General features: G+C 62.9%; 21 protein-coding genes. 14 read left to right on the top strand and 7 right to left on the bottom strand.

The genetic code is table 11. The features are described from left to right. The 9 genes from BLX42_RS06705 to BLX42_RS06665 all read left to right on the top strand — a co-directional run. The coding region (locus tag BLX42_RS06705; RefSeq protein ID WP_161871428.1) for a TonB-dependent copper receptor at positions 1-1,323 on the top strand (1,323 nt) is incomplete at its 5' end. Positions 1,324-1,382: 59 nt separating this feature from the next. Beyond that, positions 1,383-2,747 carry a PepSY domain-containing protein gene (locus BLX42_RS06700; protein WP_119687831.1) on the top strand — a complete coding sequence of 455 codons (1,365 nt, stop codon included), beginning with the start codon at positions 1,383-1,385 and terminating at the stop codon, positions 2,745-2,747. A 198-nt stretch (positions 2,748-2,945) separates the two neighbouring features. Continuing rightward, positions 2,946-4,352, top strand: a complete 1,407-nt coding sequence (cycA, locus tag BLX42_RS06695; RefSeq protein WP_012316431.1) for a D-serine/D-alanine/glycine transporter — start codon at positions 2,946-2,948, stop codon at positions 4,350-4,352. A gap of 186 nt (positions 4,353-4,538) precedes the next feature. Further along, a complete protein-coding gene (gene urtA / locus BLX42_RS06690) occupies positions 4,539-5,804 on the top strand; it encodes an urea ABC transporter substrate-binding protein (RefSeq protein ID WP_012316432.1) in 1,266 nt (421 codons plus the stop codon). Positions 5,805-5,899: 95 nt separating this feature from the next. After that, on the top strand, positions 5,900-7,420 hold the full coding sequence (gene urtB, locus BLX42_RS06685) for an urea ABC transporter permease subunit UrtB (RefSeq protein ID WP_371316838.1): 1,521 nt from the start codon (positions 5,900-5,902) through the stop codon (positions 7,418-7,420). Further along, complete coding sequence (gene urtC, locus BLX42_RS06680) at positions 7,420-8,499, top strand: urea ABC transporter permease subunit UrtC (RefSeq protein ID WP_046787827.1); 1,080 nt, start codon at positions 7,420-7,422, stop codon at positions 8,497-8,499. The genes urtB and urtC overlap by 1 nt, the downstream gene beginning before the upstream one ends. Next, positions 8,496-9,353, top strand: coding sequence for an urea ABC transporter ATP-binding protein UrtD (gene urtD, locus BLX42_RS06675; protein WP_069974045.1), 858 nt, complete (start codon positions 8,496-8,498; stop codon positions 9,351-9,353). Before urtC ends, urtD begins: the two co-directional genes overlap by 4 nt. Before the next feature lie 102 nt (positions 9,354-9,455). Continuing rightward, the gene (gene urtE, locus BLX42_RS06670) at positions 9,456-10,154 is read left to right on the top strand and encodes an urea ABC transporter ATP-binding subunit UrtE (protein ID WP_046787876.1); all 699 of its coding nucleotides are present in this window, start codon (positions 9,456-9,458) and stop codon (positions 10,152-10,154) included. A 31-nt stretch (positions 10,155-10,185) separates the two neighbouring features. Continuing rightward, complete coding sequence (locus BLX42_RS06665; protein ID WP_046787826.1) at positions 10,186-10,701, top strand: GNAT family N-acetyltransferase; 516 nt, start codon at positions 10,186-10,188, stop codon at positions 10,699-10,701. A gap of 64 nt (positions 10,702-10,765) precedes the next feature. Here BLX42_RS06665 and BLX42_RS06660 read toward each other — a convergent pair whose 3' ends face one another. Further along, positions 10,766-11,071, bottom strand: coding sequence for a chaperone modulator CbpM (locus BLX42_RS06660; protein ID WP_012316438.1), 306 nt, complete (start codon positions 11,069-11,071; stop codon positions 10,766-10,768). Positions 11,072-11,073: 2 nt separating this feature from the next. Further along, entirely contained in the window at positions 11,074-12,027 is a 954-nt protein-coding gene (gene cbpA / locus BLX42_RS06655; RefSeq protein ID WP_012316439.1) for a curved DNA-binding protein, read from the bottom strand. A gap of 164 nt (positions 12,028-12,191) precedes the next feature. Between cbpA and BLX42_RS06650 the strand changes: the two genes are divergently transcribed. Further along, positions 12,192-13,457 carry an Hsp70 family protein gene (locus BLX42_RS06650; protein ID WP_046787824.1) on the top strand — a complete coding sequence of 422 codons (1,266 nt, stop codon included), beginning with the start codon at positions 12,192-12,194 and terminating at the stop codon, positions 13,455-13,457. 90 nt (positions 13,458-13,547) lie between these two features. Here the strand turns inward: BLX42_RS06650 and BLX42_RS06645 are convergent, their stop codons facing one another. From BLX42_RS06645 to BLX42_RS06635, 3 genes are all read right to left on the bottom strand, one after another. Continuing rightward, positions 13,548-14,555: an AI-2E family transporter gene (locus BLX42_RS06645; protein ID WP_046787823.1), complete on the bottom strand. Its 1,008-nt coding sequence runs from the start codon at positions 14,553-14,555 to the stop codon at positions 13,548-13,550. A 71-nt stretch (positions 14,556-14,626) separates the two neighbouring features. Next, entirely contained in the window at positions 14,627-14,911 is a 285-nt protein-coding gene (locus tag BLX42_RS06640) for a PsiF family protein (RefSeq protein WP_046787822.1), read from the bottom strand. A 64-nt stretch (positions 14,912-14,975) separates the two neighbouring features. Continuing rightward, positions 14,976-15,764, bottom strand: a complete 789-nt coding sequence (locus tag BLX42_RS06635) for a helix-turn-helix transcriptional regulator (protein ID WP_161871427.1) — start codon at positions 15,762-15,764, stop codon at positions 14,976-14,978. Between the two features lie 145 nt (positions 15,765-15,909). Here BLX42_RS06635 and BLX42_RS06630 point away from each other — a divergent pair, with 145 nt between their 5' ends. Continuing rightward, positions 15,910-16,803 carry a DMT family transporter gene (locus BLX42_RS06630; RefSeq protein WP_161871426.1) on the top strand — a complete coding sequence of 298 codons (894 nt, stop codon included), beginning with the start codon at positions 15,910-15,912 and terminating at the stop codon, positions 16,801-16,803. Here the strand turns inward: BLX42_RS06630 and BLX42_RS06625 are convergent. Then, positions 16,784-17,674, bottom strand: a complete 891-nt coding sequence (locus tag BLX42_RS06625) for a triacylglycerol lipase (protein ID WP_115273781.1) — start codon at positions 17,672-17,674, stop codon at positions 16,784-16,786. The two genes, BLX42_RS06630 and BLX42_RS06625, sit on opposite strands and share 20 nt — an antisense overlap. A 126-nt stretch (positions 17,675-17,800) precedes the next feature. Here BLX42_RS06625 and osmE point away from each other — a divergent pair, with 126 nt between their 5' ends. Both osmE and BLX42_RS06615 read left to right on the top strand, forming a co-directional pair. Beyond that, positions 17,801-18,142 carry an osmotically-inducible lipoprotein OsmE gene (gene osmE / locus BLX42_RS06620; protein ID WP_046787818.1) on the top strand — a complete coding sequence of 114 codons (342 nt, stop codon included), beginning with the start codon at positions 17,801-17,803 and terminating at the stop codon, positions 18,140-18,142. A 48-nt stretch (positions 18,143-18,190) separates the two neighbouring features. After that, positions 18,191-18,721 carry a bacterioferritin gene (locus tag BLX42_RS06615; protein WP_012316447.1) on the top strand — a complete coding sequence of 177 codons (531 nt, stop codon included), beginning with the start codon at positions 18,191-18,193 and terminating at the stop codon, positions 18,719-18,721. Positions 18,722-18,753: 32 nt separating this feature from the next. Here the strand turns inward: BLX42_RS06615 and BLX42_RS06610 are convergent, their stop codons facing one another. Beyond that, on the bottom strand, positions 18,754-20,820 hold the full coding sequence (locus BLX42_RS06610) for an AsmA family protein (RefSeq protein WP_161871425.1): 2,067 nt from the start codon (positions 20,818-20,820) through the stop codon (positions 18,754-18,756). A gap of 295 nt (positions 20,821-21,115) precedes the next feature. On the opposite strand from BLX42_RS06610, the gene BLX42_RS06605 reads away from it, so the two are divergent. Further along, on the top strand, positions 21,116-21,399 hold a 284-nt coding region (locus BLX42_RS06605; RefSeq protein WP_161871424.1), incomplete at its 3' end, for a phage infection protein.

The raw sequence follows: 21,399 nt of genomic DNA, 5'->3' as shown, positions 1-21,399 counted from the left end.
CTCACCGCCGGTAAGGGTGACGGCGAGGCCCGCTATGCCGGCCGTGGCATGGACGGCTCGCAGTTCAAGCGCGAAAGCCTGGGCCTGCGCTTTGAAAAGTCCAACCTGGGCGAGGTGCTCGACAAGGTCGAGGCACAGGTCTATTACAACTACGCCGACCACGTGATGGACAACTACAGCCTGCGCACCCCATCGGGCAGCGGCATGATGGGCATGCCCATGGTCAGCAATGTCGACCGCCGCACAATGGGCGCACGCATCAAGGCCACCTGGCGCTGGGCCGACGTGCAACTGATCAGTGGCATCGACGCACAGACCAACGAACATCGCCAGCGTGGCGGCATGGGCGTTGATGCGCACAAGGGCCAGCCCTGGACCAAGGATGCCGACTTCCATAACTATGGGGCCTTTGGTGAACTGACCTGGTACGCCACAGGGGTTGACCGGCTGATCACCGGCGCCCGTCTCGATCGCGCCTCCGCCCGCGACTTCCGGGCTGGCAGCGCTACCGAAGGTGATACCCGCGCCGATACCCTACCCAGCGGTTTCGTACGTTATGAGCACGACCTCGCGGCGGTGCCGGCCACCACTTACATCGGCCTTGGCCATGCCCAGCGTTTCCCCGACTATTGGGAGCTGTTCTCGCCCAAGCTGGCGCCCTCTGGCGCCGCCAACGCCTTCGACGGCATCAAGCCAGAAAAGACCACCCAGCTCGACTTCGGCATCCAGTACCGCGACGAGCGCCTTGAAGCCTGGGCTTCGGGTTATGTCGGGCAGATCCGCGACTACATCCTGTTCGACTACCGTACCGGCATGATGGGCATGAGCACCTCCCAGGCGCAGAACATCGACGCCCGCATCATGGGTGGCGAACTGGGCGCCGCCTACAAGCTGACGGAAACCTGGAAGGCCGATGCGACCCTGGCCTACGCCTGGGGCAAGAACAGCAGTGACGGCAAGGCACTGCCGCAGATGCCACCACTGGAAAGCCGCATGGGCCTGACCTACAGCCGCGACACCTGGAGCGCCGGGGCCTTGTGGCGGCTGGTGGCTGCACAGAACCGCATCGCCGAAAACCAGGGCAATGTGGTCGGCAAGGACTACGAAAAAAGCGCCGGGTTCGGCGTGTTCTCGCTCAATGGGGCCTACAAGGTGAACAACAACCTCAAGCTCAGCGCAGGCGTCGACAACCTGTTCGACAAAACCTACGCCGAGCACCTGAACCTGGCCGGGAACGCCGGGTTCGGCTACCCGGCTTCCGATCCACAGCCGGTCAACGAACCGGGCAGGACGTTCTGGACCAAGGTCGATTTCAGCTTCTGACAACAACAACGGGCGCAGCCGCTGGTTGCGCCCCTCAGCTGGTCAAACAGGAGGTTCCCATGAGCGGAACACGCGTTTCATTCTACAACCTGGCCTGGCGCTGGCATTTCTATGCGGGGCTGTTCGTCGCCCCGTTCATGATCCTGCTGGCGATTACCGGGATCATCTACCTGTTCAAACCGCAGCTGGACCCACTGCTGTACCGTGACCTGATGGTGGTCGAGGCCAGCCATCACCGCCAGGGCGCCGACGTGATGCTGGCCGAAGTGCGCCAGGCCTACCCCAAAGGCCATGTGGGCCAATATCTGCCACCCATCAATGCCGAGCGCAGCGCGCAGTTCGTGGTGCATGACGGTGGGCGCGAACTGAATGTGTTCGTCAACCCGTATAGCGGCAAGATCCTGGGCGAACAGGATGCCAAGCAGAACCTGCAGGCGGTCGCCCGCGCCCTGCATGGCGAGCTGATGGTCGGTACGCTCGGTGACCGACTGGTGGAACTGGCAGCCGGCTGGGGCATCGTGCTGGTGGTGTCCGGCCTGTACCTGTGGTGGCCGCGCGGGCGCAGCGGCAGTGGCGTGCTGTGGCCACGGCTGTCGGCGCGTGGCCGGCTGCTCTGGCGCGACCTGCACGCGGTCAGCGGCTTCTGGGGCTCGGCCCTGCTGCTGCTGATGCTGCTCAGCGGCATGACCTGGACCGGCCTGTGGGGCAAACAGTACGCCGACCTGTGGAACCGCTTCCCGGCGGCCATGTGGAATGACGTGCCCAAGTCCGATCAACAGGCCGGTGAACTGAACAGCGCCCACCGCCAGACGGTGCCCTGGGCCATGGAAAACACGCCGATGCCGCAGTCCGGTGCGCATGCCGAACATGCCGGGCACCACATGATGTCGAACAGGCCAGCGGCACCTCAGGTGAGCCTGCAGCAGGTACAGGACCTCGCCACCGCGCGCGAGGTGGAACCCGGCTACAGCATCACCGTGCCGACCACTGCCGATGGCGTATTCACCATCGCCGTGTTCGCCGACGACCCGCGCAACGATGCCACCCTGCATGTCGATCAGTACACCGGCAAGGTGCTGGCCGACGTGCGCTGGCAGGACTACAGCCCGGTGGCCCGGGCGACCGAGCTGGGCGTCATGCTGCACGAGGGCAAGATGTTCGGCGTGCTGAACCAGATCATCATTCTGCTGGTGTGCCTGATGATTTTGCTGGGTTCGGTGAGCGGACTGGTGATGTGGTGGAAACGCCGGCCGGCCGGTGGCCTTGGGGTGCCGGCACTGCGCCATGACCTGCCGCGCTGGAAGGCGGCGGTGGGGGTGATGCTGGTGCTAGGGGTGATCTTCCCGCTGGTGGGGGTGTCGATGGTGGTGATGTGGGTGGTGGATAGCCTGGTGGTAAGGCGCAGGGTGTTGGCCAGCATTTGAGGCCATTGGGGCTGCTGTGCAGCCCTTTCGCGACACAAGGCCGCTCAGACGACCGCGTTGGTCTTGTGTAGCGAAAGGGCCGCACAGCAGCCATCTGCTACTGAAAAGTCGAGTCGATCTGTCGCGCCCCGATTTGGGACGCGCGTGTTAGCCTACGCGGCTTTCACAAAAAGACTGACCCTCAATGGAATGCAGCCAATGACCCGGACCTCTTCCCCTCCTGCTCAAGCGCAGCACCTGCAGCGTAACCTGACCAACCGCCACATCCAGCTGATCGCCATCGGTGGCGCCATCGGCACCGGCCTGTTCATGGGCTCGGGCAAGACCATCAGCCTGGCGGGGCCGTCGATCATCTTCGTCTACATGATCATCGGCTTCATGCTGTTCTTCGTCATGCGCGCCATGGGCGAACTGCTGCTGTCGAACCTCAACTACAAGTCGTTCATCGATTTCTCGGCCGACCTGCTCGGCCCCTGGGCCGGCTACTTCACCGGCTGGACCTACTGGTTCTGCTGGGTGGTCACCGGCATTGCCGACGTGGTCGCCATTGCCGCCTACACGCAGTTCTGGTTCCCGGACCTGCCACAGTGGATACCCGCCCTGACCTGCGTTGCAGTACTGCTGTCGCTTAACCTGGTTACCGTGAAGATGTTCGGCGAGATGGAGTTCTGGTTCGCCCTGATCAAGATCGTCGCCATCCTCGGCCTGGTCGCCACCGGCCTGTACATGGTCATCACCGGTTTCGAGTCGCCGAGCGGGCGCACCGCGCAGCTGGCCAACCTGTGGAACGACGGCGGCATGTTCCCCAACGGCCTGATGGGCTTTTTCGCCGGCTTCCAGATTGCCGTGTTCGCCTTCGTCGGCATCGAGCTGGTCGGCACCACCGCCGCCGAAGCCAAGAACCCTGAACGCACCCTGCCAAGGGCGATCAACTCGATCCCGATCCGTATCATCGTGTTCTACGTGCTGGCACTGATCGCGATCATGGCTGTGACCCCATGGCGCGATGTGGTGCCGGGCAAGAGCCCGTTCGTCGAGCTGTTCGTGCTGGCCGGCCTGCCAGCGGCGGCGAGCATCATCAACTTCGTGGTGCTGACCTCGGCGGCCTCGTCGGCCAACAGCGGCGTGTTTTCCACCAGCCGCATGCTCTTCGGCCTGGCCCAGGAAGGCGACGCACCGCGCGCATTCGAAAAACTGTCGAGCCGCGCCGTACCGGCCAACGGCCTGTACTTCTCGTGCACCTGCCTGCTGCTTGGCGCGGTGCTGATCTACATGGTGCCGAACGTGATCGAAGCATTCACCCTGGTCACCACGGTTTCGGCAGTGCTGTTCATGTTTGTCTGGACGCTGATCCTGCTGTCGTACCTGAAGTACCGCAAAACCCGTGCGGCGCTGCACCAGGCATCGACCTACAAGATGCCGGGCGGGCGCTTCATGTGCTACGTGTGCCTGGCGTTCTTCGCCTTTATCCTGGTGCTGCTGAGCCTGGAAGCGGACACCCGCTCTGCGCTGATCGTCACGCCGATCTGGTTCGTGTTGCTGGCCGTCACCTACCAGGGTGTGCGTAGCAAGCGCCATCCGCGGACAGCTGTACGCAACAGCTGATGCACTCCGGGGCTGCCTTGCAGCCCCAATCCTGTGCACACAAACATCTCAGGCACCAACCTGGACCTTGCAAACGCCCCAACACCTCGCACAGCCCTTCTATTACGCACCTTTTGCCGTTCGGCACACCCCTTGCAACAGCCCCCTCCGCTTGGCCAACACAAAAAAACTCAGCGGAGAGAGCACATGAAGCGTCGCAGTCTGATCAAGGCCTTTACCCTCAGCGCATCGATTGCGGCGATGGGCCTTAGCTGGAGCATCCAGGCCGCCGAGACCATCAAGGTCGGCATCCTGCATTCGCTGTCCGGGACCATGGCGATTTCCGAAACATCGCTCAAGGACATGGCGCTGATGACCATCGACGAGATCAACGCCAAGGGCGGGGTCAACGGCAAGATGCTCGAACCGGTGGTGGTCGACCCTGCATCCAACTGGCCACTGTTCGCCGAAAAGAGCCGCCAGTTGCTGACCCAGGACAAGGTCGCGGTGGTGTTCGGCTGCTGGACCTCGGTGTCACGCAAGTCGGTGCTGCCCGTGTTCGAAGAGCTCAACGGCTTGCTGTTCTACCCGGTGCAGTACGAAGGTGAAGAGATGTCGCCGAACGTCTTCTACACCGGCGCCGCGCCCAACCAGCAAGCGATCCCGGCCGTGGAATACCTGATGAGCGAAGACGGCGGCAGCGCCAAGCGTTTCTTCCTGCTCGGCACCGACTACGTCTACCCGCGCACCACCAACAAGATCCTGCGCGCCTTCCTGCACAGCAAAGGCGTGGCCGACAAGGATATCGAAGAGGTCTACACGCCGTTCGGCCACGCCGATTACCAGACCATCGTCGCCAACATCAAGAAGTTCTCGGCAGGCGGCAAAACCGCCGTTATCTCCACCGTCAATGGCGACTCCAACGTACCGTTCTACAAGGAGCTGGCCAACCAGGGCCTGAAAGCCACCGACGTACCGGTGGTGGCGTTCTCGGTGGGTGAAGAGGAACTGCGCGGCATCGACACCAAGCCGCTGGTAGGCCACCTCGCCGCCTGGAACTACTTCGAATCGGTGGATAACCCGGTCAACCAGAAGTTCGTCGCCGACTGGAAGGCCTACGCCAAAGCCAAGAACCTGCCGGGTGCCGACAAGGCCGTGACCAACGACCCGATGGAAGCCACTTACGTGGGCATCCACATGTGGGCGCAAGCGGCGGAAAAAGCCAAGTCCACCGATGTCGACAAGGTACGCGAAGCCCTGGGTGGGCAAACCTTCAAGGCACCGTCCGGCTTCACCCTGACCATGGACAAGACCAACCACCACCTGCACAAGCCGGTGATGATCGGCGAAATCCAGGATGACGGGCAGTTCAGCGTGGTCTGGGAAACCGAACAGCCACTGCGCGCGCAGCCGTGGAGCCCGTTCATTCCGGGCAACGACAAGCGCCCTGACTATGCAGTGAAAGGCAACTGAGTGCACTGGGGCTGCGCTGCAGCCCCTTCGTTGGCAAGCCAGCTTCCACAGGGCCCTGAGAACAGCACCACCCTGTGGGAGCCGGCTTGCCGGCGATGAATCCACCGCCGATTTCCAGGATTGCCCGCATGCTCAGACTCCTCCTCACCCTGCTGCTCCTGCTGCCCCTGGCAACCCAGGCCAGCGAGGGCGAATTCTTCCTCACCGCCAAGCCCGCCGAGCAGGCTCGCCTGCTCGAAGGCTGGGCGGCGCAACCCGACGCCGCGCGCCTGCCGCTGCTGGAAAACCTGCGCCAGGGCCGCATCGCAGCCGATGACACCCGCAAAGTGCGCCTTAACAACCGCCTGCGCGGCCTGATCGATAACGCCCTGGCCAGCCACCAGTTGCTCAGCGACAACAGCGACACTCGCCTGGCCGCCGCCCAGCAACTGCAAAAAAGTGCACAACCGGCGCAAATGGCATTCCTCGACCGGCGCTTTGCCAGCGAACCCGACACTACCGTGCACGCAGCGCTTGGCCTGGCACTGGCCAACCTGCAACTGGGCGCCAGCGAGCCAGCCGTGCGCCTGGCGGCGGTACGCCTGCTCGGCGAAACCGGCGACCCGCTGGCCCGCACCCGCCTGGAGGCCTTGCTGCAACCCGATGTGGAAACCGACGCAGGCGTGCGCACTGCCGCTGAAACAAGCCTGGCGCAGGTCAAGCGCAAGCTGCTGTTCGGTGAGCTGCTCGGCCAGGCTTTCAGCGGCCTGTCGCTGGGTTCGATCCTGCTGCTGGCGGCCCTTGGCCTGGCGATCACCTTCGGGCTGCTGGGCGTGATCAACATGGCCCACGGTGAGATGCTCATGCTCGGTGCTTACAGCACCTACATGGTCCAGGTGCTGCTGCAGCGCTACGCGCCAGGCGCAATCGAGTTCTACCCGCTGATTGCCCTGCCAGTGGCCTTCGCCGTCAGCGCCGGGGTGGGCATGGCCCTGGAGCGCACGGTGATCCGCCACCTCTACGGCCGCCCGCTGGAAACCCTGCTGGCGACCTGGGGCATCAGCCTGATGCTGATCCAGGCCATCCGCCTGCTGTTCGGCGCGCAGAACGTCGAGGTCAGCAACCCGGCTTGGCTGTCTGGTGGCATCCAGCTGCTGCCCAACCTGGTGCTGCCCTACAACCGCCTGGTGATCATTGCCTTCGCCCTGGCGGTGGTACTGCTGACCTGGCTGCTGCTCAACCGCACGCGGCTGGGCCTGAACGTACGTGCGGTCACCCAGAATCGCAACATGGCTGCCTGCTGTGGTGTGTCCACCGGGCGGGTGGACATGCTCGCCTTCGGCCTGGGCTCGGGCATCGCCGGGCTTGGTGGTGTAGCGCTGAGCCAGGTCGGCAACGTCGGCCCGGACCTTGGCCAGAGCTACATCATCGACTCGTTCCTGGTAGTGGTGCTCGGCGGTGTCGGGCAACTGGCCGGTAGCCTCTGGGCCGCCTTCGGCCTAGGGATAGCCAACAAGCTGCTGGAGCCGCAAATCGGCGCGGTGCTTGGCAAAATCCTCATCCTTGCGTTGATCATTCTGTTCATCCAGAAGCGCCCGCAAGGCCTGTTCGCCCTCAAGGGACGGGTAATCGACTGATGAACCAGCCACTGCTTGTCACCGCTTCGCAAAAAGCCGGGCCGCGCCTGTCGCTGGCCATCGGTACCGTCGTCGTCCTGCTGCTGGTGGCCATGGCGCTGCTGTCGTTGCTGCCGCCCGACCATGCCTTGCAGGTCTCGGCCTACACACTCACCCTGGTCGGCAAGATCCTCTGCTACGCCATCGTCGCCCTGGCCCTGGACCTGGTCTGGGGCTACGCAGGGCTGCTGTCGCTCGGCCACGGGCTGTTCTTCGCCCTCGGTGGTTACGCCATGGGCATGTACCTGATGCGCCAGGCCGCCGGTGACGGCCTGCCGGGGTTCATGACATTCCTGTCGTGGAGCGAACTGCCGTGGTACTGGGCCGGTACCCAGCACTTTGCCTGGGCCCTGTGCCTGGTGGTGCTGGCACCTGGCCTGCTGGCACTGGTGTTTGGCTTCTTCGCCTTCCGCTCGCGGATCAAGGGCGTGTATTTCTCGATCATGACCCAGGCCCTGACCTTCGCCGGCATGCTGCTGTTCTTCCGCAACGAGACAGGGTTTGGCGGCAACAACGGTTTCACCAGTTTCCGCACGATTCTGGGCTTCGACATTGCCTCCCAAGGCACCCGCGCCGTGCTGTTCCTGCTGACCGTAGGTTTGCTGCTGGCAAGCCTGTACCTGTGCTGGCGCCTGACCCAGAGCAAGTTCGGCCGCCTGCTCACCGCCGTACGCGATGCAGAAAACCGCATGATGTTCTGTGGCTATGACCCACGGGGCTTCAAGCTGCTGGTGTGGGTATTGAGCGCCGTGCTGTGCGGCCTGGCAGGTGCGCTGTATGTGCCACAGGTGGGCATCATCAACCCCAGCGAGATGTCGCCGACCAACTCCATCGAGGCTGCTGTCTGGGTAGCCTTGGGCGGGCGCGGCACACTGATCGGCCCGCTGCTGGGCGCGGGCCTGGTCAACGGCATGAAAAGCTGGTTCACCGTGGCCTTCCCCGAGTTCTGGCTGTTCTTCCTCGGCGCATTGTTCATCCTCGTCACCCTCTACCTGCCCAAGGGCGTGGTCGGCCTGTTGAAGAAAAGGAGCCAGCCATGAAAGGCGTGCCCCCAGTGCATCCGGAATTCATGCTCGAACCGGTATTCGACAACCTTGGCAGCGGCCGTGACGCCATCGGCCTGGGCAGCCGCCGTGAAGCGGGGCTGGATACCCGTCACGGCACGGTGCTGAGCCTGGAAGGCATCAGCGTCAGCTTCGATGGTTTCAAGGCACTCAATGCCCTGAACCTGTACATCGGTGTGGGGGAGTTGCGCTGCATCATCGGCCCCAACGGTGCCGGCAAGACCACCATGATGGACGTGATTACCGGCAAGACGCGCCCCGACACCGGCAGTGCCTTCTTCGGCGATACCCTGGACCTGACCCGCATGAGCGAATACCAGATCGCCCAGGCCGGCATTGGCCGCAAGTTCCAGAAGCCCACGGTGTTCGAAGCACTGACCGTGTTCGAGAACCTTGAGCTGGCACTGAAAACCGATAAGTCAGTCTGGGCCTGCCTGACGGCACGCTTGAGCGGTGAGCAACAGCAACGCATCGAAGAAGTGCTGACCACCTTGCGCCTGCTACCCCTGGCCCAGCGCCAGGCAGGCCTGCTGTCACATGGGCAGAAACAGTTCCTCGAGATCGGCATGTTGCTGGTACAGGAGCCGCAACTGCTACTGCTCGACGAGCCGGTGGCCGGCATGACCGATGCCGAAACCGAGTTCACCGCTGAGCTGTTCAAAGGCTTGGCCGGCAAGCATTCGCTGATGGTGGTGGAGCACGACATGGGGTTTGTCGGCAGCATTGCCGACCATGTGACCGTGCTGCACCAGGGCAGCGTACTGGCAGAGGGATCGCTGGAGCAGGTGCAAGCGGATGAGCGGGTGGTCGAGGTTTATCTAGGGCGCTGACGCGCCTCAAGTGGCATGCCTCAAGCCGCAAGCAGTAGCCGTGCGCTCCCTCTTGCCGCTTGAAGCTTGAAGCTTGTAGCTGACAAGAACGAGGAATTGAAAGTGCTTGAAGTCAGTGAATTGCACCAGTACTACGGCGGTAGCCACATCCTGCGCGGCCTGTCCTTCGAAGCCAAGGTCGGTGAAGTCACCTGCCTGCTCGGGCGCAACGGCGTGGGCAAGACCACCCTGCTGCGCTGCCTGATGGGCCTGGTGCCGCCACGCGAAGGCCGCGTCGAATGGGAAGGCAAGCCGATCACCACGCTCAAGCCACAGCAACGGGTACACGCAGGCATCGCCTATGTGCCCCAGGGGCGTGAGATATTCGCGCGGCTCAGCGTCGAGGAAAACCTGCTGATGGGCCTGTCGCGCTTCCCGGCGCGCGAGGCCCGTGAGGTGCCTGCGTTCATCTACGAACTGTTCCCGGTGCTGGAACAGATGAAGCAACGCCGCGGCGGTGACCTGTCCGGCGGCCAGCAGCAACAGCTGGCCATCGGCCGCGCCCTGGCCAGCCGGCCACGCCTGCTGATTCTCGACGAACCCACTGAAGGCATTCAGCCATCGGTCATCAAGGAGATCGGTGCGGTCATCCGCCGCCTGGCAGAGCGTGGCGACATGGCCATCCTGCTGGTGGAGCAGTTCTATGACTTTGCCGAGGAGCTGGCCGACCAGTATCTGGTCATGGCCCGTGGCGAAATCATCCAGCGCGGGCGCGGTGAAAACATGCAGGCCGAAGGTGTGCGTGGGCTGGTAACCATTTAATCTGCAGCCCTCGACCTTGTGAGACGCAGCAATGAGCCACGAAATTCGCGATGCACTGCCCGCCGACGTGCCGGGCATCCTCGACATCTATAACGACGCGGTGCGCAACACCACGGCGATCTGGAACGATACGCCGGTGGACCTGGGCAACCGAGAGGCCTGGTTCGAGGCACGGGCACAACAGGGCTATCCGATTCTGGTGGCAGTGGATCACAGCGGTGTGCTGGGCTATGCGTCGTTTGGCGATTGGCGGCCGTTCGAGGGTTTTCGCAATACCGTGGAGCATTCGGTGTATATCCGTGGCGATCAGCGCGGCAAGGGCCTGGGGCCGCAATTGATGGCAGCACTGATCGCGCGCGCGCGGGGGTGTGGCAAGCATGTGATGGTCGCGGCCATCGAGAGTGGCAATGCCGCGTCGGTACGCCTGCATGAGCGTCTGGGCTTCGTGGTGACCGGGCAGATGCCCCAGGTGGGGGTGAAGTTCGGGCGCTGGCAGGATTTGACTTTCATGCAGCTGGTGCTCGACCCGGGGGCAGAGCCAGCCTGAGTTTTTTGCTGATTGCAGTGGCCCCATCGCCAGCAAGCCGGCGCTGGGGCCACTGCAGTCGACATCACATCTGGGTAAACCTGCCCAGCCGCTGTTTCAGCATGCTGTTCTCACTGCGCAACTGCTGCACTTCCTGCAACAGCTCCAGCGCCAGCGCCACCCCTTCCCACTCCAGTTCCAGCTCCTGGTGCAGCTTTGCCGCACGCCTGGCCAGCAGCGGCGCCTGATCATCGAACAACCATTCCTCCGGCGTTCGCCCCGAAGGTTCAACGATGCCGTGCTCGACGATCTCGACCACGTAGTCGGCCGTGATATCGGCCTCCTGGCAAAGCGTGCGCATGTCCAGTTGAACGATCAGGGTGCTGCTCATGATCACTTACTCCATTGTGTCCTCGGATTGAACGCCGCCTTCTCGGAAAGCTGGGTCCACAATTGGCGGGTAGAGGCGTCGGATGCCGGCGGCATGACTACCTTGAGCTGGGCGTAGAGGTTGCCGCGCTCACCCTGCTTGTTCGCCAGGCCTTTGCCAGGCACACGCAGGCGCTGGCCGCTCTGGCTGTCGGGGCGGATGGTCAGGTTGATCTTGCCGTCCAGGGTCGGCACCGCCACCTTGGTGCCCAATGCGGCCTCCCACGGTGCCAGTGGCACAGTGATGATCAGGTCCTGGCCCTCGACATCGAACAGCGGGTGCGGTGCCATGCGGATGGTCAGGAACAGGTCGCCGTTGGCACCACCAGCGCTGCCCGGTGCACCTTGGCCCTTGAGGCGGATGCGCTCACCGTCGCTCACGCCGGCCGGGATCTTCACATTCAGGGTCTTGGTGGTGAACCCGGTACGCTGGCCGGCGGCGTTGGTCTGCGGCACCTGGAAGCTGATCTGCTTGGACTCCTTGCTCAGGGTTTCCTCAAGGAAGATCGCCAATTCCAGTTCCACATCCTGCCCTCGCCTGCCGGCACTGCGTTGTTGCCGAGCGCCGCCAAAGGGGTTGCCGCCCCGTGCGCCGAAGATCGAGCTGAAGAAGTCGGAGAAATCACCACCCTCGAAACCACCGCCCGCACCGCCACGGTTCTCCCAGCCCGGTGGGGCCTGGAATGGCCGACCATGCTGGCCGCCGTACTTGCGGATCTCGTCGAACTCGGCGCGTTTCTGGGCGTCGCCAAGTACCTCGTAGGCCTCATTGGCCTCCTTGAATTTCTCCTCGGCGTCGCGCTCCTTGCTGACGTCAGGGTGATACTTGCGCGCCAGCTTGCGGTACGCGGCCTTGATCGCCTTCTCGTCCGCCGTGGGCTCTACGCCGAGTATCTTGTAGTAGTCTTTGAAGTCCATCTATGGATCACCAATGTGAATTTTCGTGTTGCATCTGAAGATAAGGGTCAAGCATAGCCTTTCAAGGTGCGCTTGGCTTTGCTTCAAGGCAGACGACCGGTCTTGATTCTCTGGCCAAGTGGCATAAACTGCGCGGCCGTTTTGCCTCCGGAAGCCCTTTTCCCATGTCTGACGTATCCCCGGCCCGTGCCCTTGGCATCGACTTCGGCACCTCCAACTCCACGGTCGGCTGGCACCGCCCCGGGGTCGAGTCGCTGATAGCCCTGGAAGACGGCAAGATCACCCTGCCCTCGGTGGTTTTCTTCAATATCGAAGAGCGCCGCCCTGTGTATGGCCGGCTGGCACTGCACGAGTACCTGGAAGGCTACGAAGGCCGCCTGATGCGCTCGCTCAAGAGCCTGCTGGGCTCCAAGCTGATCAAGCACGACACCAGCGTGCTGGGCAGCGCCTTGCCATTCAAGGACCTGCTGGGCATGTTCATCGGCGAACTGAAAAAGCGTGCCGAAACCGCCGCCGACCGCAGCTTCGATCAGGTGGTACTGGGCCGCCCGGTGTTTTTCGTCGACGAAGACCCGGCCGCCGACCAGGAGGCCGAAGATACCCTGGCCGACGTGGCCCGCAAGATCGGCTTCAAGGACGTGTCGTTCCAGTACGAACCGATTGCCGCCGCGTTCGACTACGAGTCAGGTATCAGCCGTGAAGAGCTGGTACTGATCGTGGATATCGGCGGGGGTACCTCGGACTTTACCCTGATACGCCTGTCACCCGAGCGTCACCAGGTGGCCGAGCGCCAGAGCGACATCCTCGCCACTGGCGGCGTGCACATCGGCGGTACCGACTTCGACAAGCAGTTGAGCCTGCAGGGCGTGATGCCGCTGTTCGGTTACGGCAGCCGGATGAAGAGCGGTGCGCTGATGCCTACCAGCTACCACCTCAACCTGGCCACCTGGCACACCATCAACGCCCTGTACTCGCAGAAGTCGCAACTGGCGTTGGGCAGCATGCGCTATGACATCGAGGACACCCTGGGCATCGACCGTCTGTTCAAGCTGATCGAGCAACGGGCCGGGCACTGGCTGGCGATGGAGGTCGAGGCCAGCAAGATTGAGCTGACCGACCACGAAAGCCGCCGTATCGACCTCGGCCGCGTGGAGCGCGAATTGGGCGTGGACCTTACCCGTGCGGTGTTCGAAGGCGCGATCGAAGGGCTGCTGGAGCGGGTGCGTGGCAGCGTCACCGAGCTGCTGACCAAGGCCGGTGTAAGCGAAGGTCAGGTGGACACGGTGTTCTTCACCGGTGGTTCCAGCGGCATTCCGGCGCTGCGTAACAGTGTGGCGGCGATGCTGCCGAACGCGCGGCATGTGGAAGGCAACATCTTCGGCAGCATCGGCAGCGGGCTGGCGATCGAAGCACGCAAGCGTTACGGGTGAGCTGCAAGCTGCAAGCTATAAGCCGATTGGCGATGGAGGCCCACCGCGTTCGGCTTTATCTTGCAGCTTGTAGCTCGAAGCTTGCAGCTCTCAAACCAGCTCAGCCCGCTTCAGCTCGCTCTTCATGTACGCATAGTACACCGGCCCCGCTACCACCCCAGGCAACCCGAACGCCGCCTCGAACACCAGCATCGCCAGCAACAGCTCCCAGGCCTTGGCACTGATCTGCCCCCCCACGATCCGTGCGTTGAGGAAGTACTCGACCTTGTGGATAACGATCAGATACCCCAGCGCGGCCGCAGCCACCCAGATCGACAGCGACATGCCAACGATGGTGATCAGGGTGTTGGACATCAGGTTGCCGATCACCGGCAACAGCCCGAGCAGGAAGGTCAGCACGATCAGCGTCTTGGTCAGCGGCAGGTGCACACCGAACAGTGGCAGCACCACGGCAAGGAAAATACCGGTGAACACGGTGTTGAGCAGCGAGATCTTGATCTGCGCGAAGACGATGTTGCGAAACGCCTGCACCAGCAGGCTCAGGCGCTCGAACAAGGCGGCTGCCAGCGGTTTGCGCCGGGAAATGTCGGGGATGCGCTGCAGGGCGATGATGGCGCCGAGAATCATGCCGATCAGCAGCGTCACGAACATGTGCGCCATGCCCTTGCCTACCAGTTGCAGGTCGCTGAGGTGGCTCTTGACCCAGTCCCCGATGGCCACCTTGAACTCTGCGGCACTGGCCGGCAGGTAGGCCTCGATGAACGGCGGCAACTGGCCACGGGCACGCTCGAACAGGGCCATGAACTTGTCCAGCGAGGCGCCGGGGTTCTCTGCCTCGTGCAGCAAGAAGCTGAACGCGCCGGCGATCAGCAAGGTCAGGGTACTGACCACCAGGGTACCCAGCAGCGCCACCGCCAGCCAACGTGCGCGTTGCCCGGCAATGATCGGCTGCAGGCGTGGCGTGAGCATGTTGACCAGCTCGAACACCAGCAGCCCGGCCAGCAGGCTGGGTAACAATTTCAGGGGGAGCGCCAGCAGCAGGCCGGCAAATACGATGATCCAGCTGGCCAGGGTGACCTGGCGGGGGGTGAAAGTCATACAGCCTCAACGGCAGACAACGGAAAAGAACCGCAGTCTGCCAGCCTTCGTCCTACAGGCATAGGCGCAGGTCATTTCTTCTTCAGGCAGTCACTCATGTAGGCCTTGCGCTCGTCGCCCTTGAGCGCCTGGGCGCTGGCGTCAGCGTTGCAGATCTTCATCTTTTCCTGCTGGGTGGGCGGTACGCTTTTCTTCAGGCAGGTGCTCATGAAGGCTTTGCGCTCATCGCCCTTGAGCGCCTTGGCAGAAGCGTCGGCATTGCACGAGGTCATCTTTTCCTGTTGAGCGGTGGCAGCGAATCCCTGCGCACTGAACATAACAGCCAACGCCAGCAATGGCATGTGCAGCATCTTCATGGAGTGGTCTCCTTGTCTCCCGCGCCCGATGCACGGTGTCGCATGTGAGTGTAGACAACACATTTTACACACCCGTCCGCGCTTGCCGCCGGTACTGCTCCGGCGTGCAATGGGCCTGACGCTGGAACATGGCGATGAATGCCGAGGCGCTGCTGTAGCCCAGGTCGAAGGCGATGGCCTGTATCGGCAAGCCGGCCTCCAGCGCTTCGATGGCCCGCAAGAACCTCAGGCGCAGGCGCCACTCACCAAAGCTGATGCCCAGCTCGCGCAGAAATTGCCGCGCCAGGGTGCGCTCGCTGACATGCACCCGCGCCGCCCAGTCCGCCAACGGGCGGTTGTCACCAGGTTCGGCGCCGAGGGCATCGAGCACCTGGCGCAGGCCCTCGCTCCGAGCGAAGGGCAAGTAGCAGGTCTGGGTGGGTGCCAGCAGCAACTGATCGAGCAGCACCTGCACCAGGCGCTGGTCGCGTTCGTCCTGAGCCACCTTGACGTCACGGCGGGCGAAGTCGCCGAGGATGGCCTTGAGGATATCGCTGATCACCAGGCTGCACGGCTGCTGCGGTAGGCCGGCGCACAGGCTGCGGTCGAGATAGACCGAGCGGTAAACGATGGCCTGCGGGTTGTAGCAACCATGCTGGGTATCCGGCGGCACCCAGACGGCGTAATGCGGGGGTGACAGAAAACGCTGGCCATCGACATCCAGGTGCATGACGCCATGGGCGGTGTAGTTGAGCTGGCCCCAGGTGTGGCGATGGGGCGGGCTGTGAGTGTCGGCGCCAAATTCGTCGTGGCGCAGGTACACAGGCGCAGGAAGTTGGTCGAATTGGGGGATGTCGAGGTATTTGCGGTGCATGCTGTCTGCTTCAAGGGGCAGGTTGTCTGGATAGGAGTATAGGCTTGCTGACAGACACCCGATAATACCGGGCCACACTACAACCTCTGTGTGCTAGCGCAAACGCGCCCACAGAGGCTAGTAAGCATCCGAGAGCCGTTGCGTCATGAATTATCTGTACCCCCTTACCGCTATCCTCATCTGGGCCGGCAACACCGTGGTCACCAAGCTGTCAGCAGGTGCCATCCACCCTGCCGAGATCGGCTTCTACCGCTGGCTGCTCGCGGGGCTGCTGTTCACCCCATTCCTGCTGCCGGCCGTGTGGCGCAACCGCGCAGCCATCCGTGCGCACCTGGCCAGAATCTTCGTCCTTGGCGTGCTCGGCATGGCCCTGTACCAAAGCCTCGCCTACTTCGCGGCCAGCATCACCAGCGCTACCAACATGGGCATCATTCTCTCGCTGATGCCCTTGATGTCGCTGGCCCTGTCCATCGCATGGCTCGGTCAGCGGCTGAGCTACGGTGCGCTGACAGGCGCGGTGGTGTCGTTCATCGGCGTGCTGGAAGTCGTCTCCGCCGGCCGGCCCGGCATCTTGCTGGAGCAAGGCCTGAACCGCGGTGACCTGCTGATGCTGGTGGCCACCCTGGCCTACGCGCTGTACAGCTTCCTGCTGAAGAAATGGCAGCTGCGCCTGCCGCCCTTGCAGCTGCTGTACCTGCAGGTGCTGGTGGCAATCATTGTCTTGCTGCCACTGTTCCTGCTTTCGGACAAAACCGGCCTGAACGTGCATAACGTGGGCCTGGTGCTGTACGCCTGTGTGCTGGCCTCGATGGTCGCGCCGCTGGTGTGGATGCAGGCCGTGCACCGCCTGGGGCCAAGCCGCACCACGCTGTTCTTCAACCTGCTGCCACTGGTGACCGCGCTGATCGCAGCCGCAGTGCTCGACGAGCAACTGGCCAGCTACCACCTGATCGGCGGCTTGCTGACCCTGGCCGGGGTGGTCCTCGCCGAACGCTGGACCACCCCCGTGCGCCGCAGCGCTACAGCCCCGCAGCCTTGAGGCGGGCGGCGTGCTCGGTGAACAGCCGCACCGGCTCGGCGCCCTTGCCCACGGCGCCGAGCGACTGGTTGACGATGTCCAGGTGATCGAGCGGGTAGTCATCACCGATCACCTGCCCCAAGTGTGAACTGAAGCGCCCGACCATGCCGTCACACTGGCCCTTTTCCTTGACGAAGCTGCGGGCGAACAGGCGGCAGAAGCGGTTGCTGCCGTCAAAGCGGTTACGCCCCTGGTCGGTGATACCCGGCTGCAAGGTGCCTGACCACGAATAGTAACGCACGCCGTTGACCTCTCCCGCGCCCTCACCGCCCCAGGTGTCGGGCAGGCCCTGTGGATAAACCTGGTTGAACAGCGCTACGCCAGCGCTGGTCAGCGATTGGTGCGAGGCATGCACGTCGATAGGCAATGAGTCGCGGCGCCAGCCGGTTTCCAACCACCCCAGCAGCACCGCCAGGCCATGCAAAACAGCCCTGAGGATGCGCCCTTGGGGTGAATCGCCCGGCGCTGTGCGAGCCAGGTGGTCGGCCAGTTCCGAACCATGGTTGGGGCCGGCTACCGAAGTCACCGAGGCCACCCGGCCAGGCCGCTTGGCTGCGGCATAACGCGCGCTCAGGGCGCCTTGGCTATGGCCGATCAGGTTGACCTTGTCAGCACCGGTGCGCTGGCAGATGTCTTCGATGATTGCCAGCAACTGCTCACCACGCACTTCGCTGGAGTGCAAGGGCGATACCTGCACGGGGAACACCTGCGCCCCGCCCTTGCGCAAGGCCGGCACGATGCCGAACCAATAGGGATAGAGCAATGCCCTGACAAAGCCGAGCATGCCCGGTACCAGCACCAACGGGTATCGCGTAGCCAATTCCTGCTGCATGGGCCCAGCCCCTTTTGCGTGGACGTTCGGCCAACACTACAGCGGCATGAATGACCATCGCAATCGAACTCCTGACGCGCCGTGCGGTTCCAAACCAGAACAGACCCTTGAGCAAGGAGCGGGACCATGTACAAACAGACCCTGGCAATCCTTCTGGCAAGCGCGACCCTGGCCGCCTGTGGCAGCCGCCCGGAAAACCCGGTGGACTACGTCACCTACCGCGACGAGCCGCTGGTCAAGCAAGTCGAAAACGGCATGACCATGCAGAAAGTCATCGCCATCGGCGGCAGCCCATCGAATGCGATCGACCTGCCGCACGGAGGCACCTGCAACGACTACATCCTCAACCGCGATGGCCATCAGCAGCCTTACTACGTGCGCTTCGATGCCACCGGCCATGTCGATGCCAAGGGCTTCAAGACGTGCAAACAACGAGAAGAGGACAGCGAAGCCGTACACGGCGCGTGAGCCTGCGCAACACCTTGACCACCCGTCCTGATTTGTCTGGAGAAAACCATGAGCAACGTTGAACTGACCGATGTGCAAACCCTGCGCAAGCGTGCCCGTGAGCACGTCGAGCAAGGCGCGGTGACCGAGGGTTACCACGCCGACCGCCAGGAAATCCTGCGCCTGCTCAATGAGTCGCTGGCCACCGAGCTTGTCTGCGTACTGCGCTACAAGCGTCATTACTTCATGGCCAGCGGGATCAAGGCGAGCGTGGCTGCCGAGGAGTTTCTCGAGCATGCCAACCAGGAAGCCGAACACGCCGACAAGCTTGCCGAGCGCATCGTGCAACTGGGTGGCGAGCCGGACTTCAACCCGGACAACCTGACCAAGAATTCCCATGCCCAGTACGTAGCAGGCAACTCGTTGAAGGAGATGGTGCTGGAGGACTTGGTGGCCGAACGCATCGCGATCGACAGCTACCGCGAGATCATTCAGTACATTGGCGACAAAGACCCGACTACGCGTCGCATCTTCGAGGACATCCTGGCTCAGGAAGAAGAACACGCAGACGACATGTCCGATCTGCTGCAAGGCTTGTAATCGCCAGGGGCCGCTTCGCGGCCCCGGTTCACTTATTGCTTGCCCTTCACCTCAGCCGGCGCCTTGCCGGCTTTCATCTGCTGCAGCAACGGCGTGCACTGGTTGGGCTCATCGCCACTGCTTGGCGCCACCAGCGCCAGCAGCCCCGCCGCAGGCCCTGCAACTACCCCCAGTGCCACCATGCCCACGCCGCGCAATGCCAGCGGCACCGCCTGCACGCCCGCACCGGGCTTGGCGAACGGCCCGCGGACATACAGCGGCGAACGCAGCGAGAACAGCCGCAAGCCTTTCGATTCAGGAGTGATCTCAAGGTCCAGCTGCTCGCTGGCGAAGTTGGCCGTGCCGTTGACATAGATGATCGCGTTCTCGGTATCGAATATGAACAGGCGCGTGCTCGCCAGCCCGTCCTTGATACCAACATCAGCTGCTGCGCAGTTGATCTGCACATCCTCATCGCCAAACAGCTTGCCGATCACGTAGTTGCCCACGTTCAACCCGGCAATCTCCATCAGGCTGCGGCTGATCGCACCATCGTTGATCAGCATGCGCAGGTCGCCATTGGCCGTGCCCAGCAGGGCTGCCACCGAGTTGCCGCGGCCGCTGATATCGGCATCGCCGTTGAGCTCACCGAAGCTGGTCTGCATCGGCGCAAAGGTGGGGAACAGCTGCTTGAGCTTGAAGCCACGTGCGGTCAGCCGAGCGCGCCCCTGCAGCGGTACGCTGCGGCCATCCAGGCGTATCCTGGAGGCCAGGTTGCCACCGGCCACCCCAAAGCGCAGCGGCTCCAGGCGCAGCAGGCCGTCCTCGAGGATTACATGGGCAGAGAGGTCTTTGAACGGCAATTGCTCACTGTGGACGATTCGTTTGCCGGCAAACTCGACGTCGGCGTCCATGGTGCGCCAGCGATCAGTGCGGAACTCCTCCACCGGCAGCACCTTGCCGGCAGGCTGCTTGCTGGCGCCCCCGCGGGCTTTCTGCTCGGCGTTGGAGTCGGCACCGATCAGCGGTGCCAAGTCTTTGAACAACAACTGGTTGGAGACCAGCTTGCCAGATAGCTTAGGCCGCGGCTGGCTGGCGACGAACGCCAGGTCGCCGTGGATGTCACTGTTGCCGATCTTGCCGTTGAATCCTTCGTAGTTGAACGTCGCACCTTCGGCCGCCTGCAGGTTGGCCTTCAGGTGACCATCGGTTTCGTAGGCTGGCGTGTCTGGCAGGGTCACCCCCGTCAGCGGATAAAGGTTACCCAAACTGGCGCCTGACAAGCGCAGGCGAAGATCCAGCGCCCCCAGGTTGCGAGGGTCGGTCAGGGTGCCTGCGAGCACTACGTGGGTATCGGCAACGCGCACGTCGGCCTGCAACGGAAATGGCTGGCTGGCGTCCTGCAGCGCCAGCAGGCCACCAATCTTGCCAGTACCGGAGACTGGCTGCCCCTTGTAACGGCCCTGGGCCTTGAGCCCGAAGGCATAGTCCTGAGCGCCGCCGGCCTTGTCGGCACTTGCCTTACCCACGATCTCGCTGAACGGTATGGGTTTGCCCAGCGGATCTATCTGTACCTTCATGCTGGTTTTCAGGGTCTGGTCGTCGAAGCTGACATGACCTTGGTCAAAACCGATGGCACCGATATCCAGCTGCCACTTGGAGGGCTGCGCATTCTCATCCTTGGGGCCGAAGTCGAAGGTCCAGTTGGCGCGGCCATCGGCCAGGCGAGTAAGGCTGGCGGTGGGTTTGACCAGGTCGATGCGCGGGATGACGATCTGCTGGAATACCAGCGGCAGCGGCGCCAGTCGAAATTCCACACGCTCCAGGCCGACCATCTTCGGCTCCTTCAGCCACTCGGGATTGCCTAGGGTCAGGTCCTCGGCAATGAAGTGCGGCCACGGTACCCAGGCGCGCCACCCGCCTTCTTCCGGCTCAGTGCGCCAGTGCACCGACAGGTTACCGTTGATCGCGAACGGCCGGTGCAACGCTTCGGAGACTTTCTCGTTAAGCAATGGCTTGACCCGGTTCCAGTCGAAGGTGGCGATCACAACCACCAGTATCGCCAGCAAGGTCAGCAGGCTGGTAAGGGTCCAGACGAAGATTCTGGCGGGACGCGTCATTGCGTTATTCTCCTGACGGCTTGGGGCAAAACGGGCGCAACGATCGCACTCAATATCTCCGACTGATGAAAGCCCCCAGGGTTTTATCCATGAAGCCCATGACGGTGAAGTTTTCTTGCCTACCTGCTCAGCTTTTTATCACATGATGCCTTGAAACACCTGCGTTAGAGCCTTGACACCGCGCTATCAATACCATCGATTGTTACCATTACCCGTATGAACTTCTCTCTGGCGTTGCCGAGCGTAGCATTGGCTTCGTACCCACTTTCCAGCCCCCGAGAGGAGCACCGAAATCATGAAACGCCAATTGCTGACCCTGACGCTGTCCATCCTTGCTGCCAACGCCTTCGCCGTTCCAGCTGCCGATCAGCACCTGACCGCCGAATCGCGCTCCAGCGCTGTTGAAATGGCCCAACCGCTGAAAACCGTTGCCGAAGGTGGTGCCGAGCGTCTGATCGAACGCAGTGGCCGTGTTGCCGAAGGCGGTTCGGATCGCCTGATCGAGCGCACTGGCCGTGTTGCCGAGGGTGGTTCGGATCGTCTGATCGAGCGCACCGGCCGCGTTGCCGAGGGTGGTTC

The sequence above is a fragment of the Pseudomonas sp. SG-MS2 genome (assembly GCF_009933855.1).
Lineage (GTDB): Bacteria > Pseudomonadota > Gammaproteobacteria > Pseudomonadales > Pseudomonadaceae > Aquipseudomonas > Aquipseudomonas putida_E.
Note: the sequence above shows the minus strand (reverse complement) of the source record. Positions and strands in the feature narration are given on the sequence as shown.

Bases quoted from the DNA above. Each gene is read 5' to 3' on its own strand.
- BLX42_RS06700 (WP_119687831.1), top strand. From the start codon at position 1,383: ATGAGCGGAACACGCGTTTCATTCTACAACCTGGCCTGGCGCTGGCAT.
- cycA (WP_012316431.1), top strand. From the start codon at position 2,946: ATGACCCGGACCTCTTCCCCTCCTGCTCAAGCGCAGCACCTGCAGCGT.
- urtA (WP_012316432.1), top strand. From the start codon at position 4,539: ATGAAGCGTCGCAGTCTGATCAAGGCCTTTACCCTCAGCGCATCGATT.
- urtB (WP_371316838.1), top strand. From the start codon at position 5,900: ATGAATCCACCGCCGATTTCCAGGATTGCCCGCATGCTCAGACTCCTC.
- urtC (WP_046787827.1), top strand. From the start codon at position 7,420: ATGAACCAGCCACTGCTTGTCACCGCTTCGCAAAAAGCCGGGCCGCGC.
- urtD (WP_069974045.1), top strand. From the start codon at position 8,496: ATGAAAGGCGTGCCCCCAGTGCATCCGGAATTCATGCTCGAACCGGTA.
- BLX42_RS06665 (WP_046787826.1), top strand. From the start codon at position 10,186: ATGAGCCACGAAATTCGCGATGCACTGCCCGCCGACGTGCCGGGCATC.
- BLX42_RS06660 (WP_012316438.1), bottom strand. From the start codon at position 11,071: ATGAGCAGCACCCTGATCGTTCAACTGGACATGCGCACGCTTTGCCAG.
- cbpA (WP_012316439.1), bottom strand. From the start codon at position 12,027: ATGGACTTCAAAGACTACTACAAGATACTCGGCGTAGAGCCCACGGCG.
- BLX42_RS06650 (WP_046787824.1), top strand. From the start codon at position 12,192: ATGTCTGACGTATCCCCGGCCCGTGCCCTTGGCATCGACTTCGGCACC.
- BLX42_RS06645 (WP_046787823.1), bottom strand. From the start codon at position 14,555: ATGACTTTCACCCCCCGCCAGGTCACCCTGGCCAGCTGGATCATCGTA.
- BLX42_RS06640 (WP_046787822.1), bottom strand. From the start codon at position 14,911: ATGAAGATGCTGCACATGCCATTGCTGGCGTTGGCTGTTATGTTCAGT.
- BLX42_RS06635 (WP_161871427.1), bottom strand. From the start codon at position 15,764: ATGCACCGCAAATACCTCGACATCCCCCAATTCGACCAACTTCCTGCG.
- BLX42_RS06630 (WP_161871426.1), top strand. From the start codon at position 15,910: ATGAATTATCTGTACCCCCTTACCGCTATCCTCATCTGGGCCGGCAAC.
- BLX42_RS06625 (WP_115273781.1), bottom strand. From the start codon at position 17,674: ATGCAGCAGGAATTGGCTACGCGATACCCGTTGGTGCTGGTACCGGGC.
- osmE (WP_046787818.1), top strand. From the start codon at position 17,801: ATGTACAAACAGACCCTGGCAATCCTTCTGGCAAGCGCGACCCTGGCC.
- BLX42_RS06615 (WP_012316447.1), top strand. From the start codon at position 18,191: ATGAGCAACGTTGAACTGACCGATGTGCAAACCCTGCGCAAGCGTGCC.
- BLX42_RS06610 (WP_161871425.1), bottom strand. From the start codon at position 20,820: ATGACGCGTCCCGCCAGAATCTTCGTCTGGACCCTTACCAGCCTGCTG.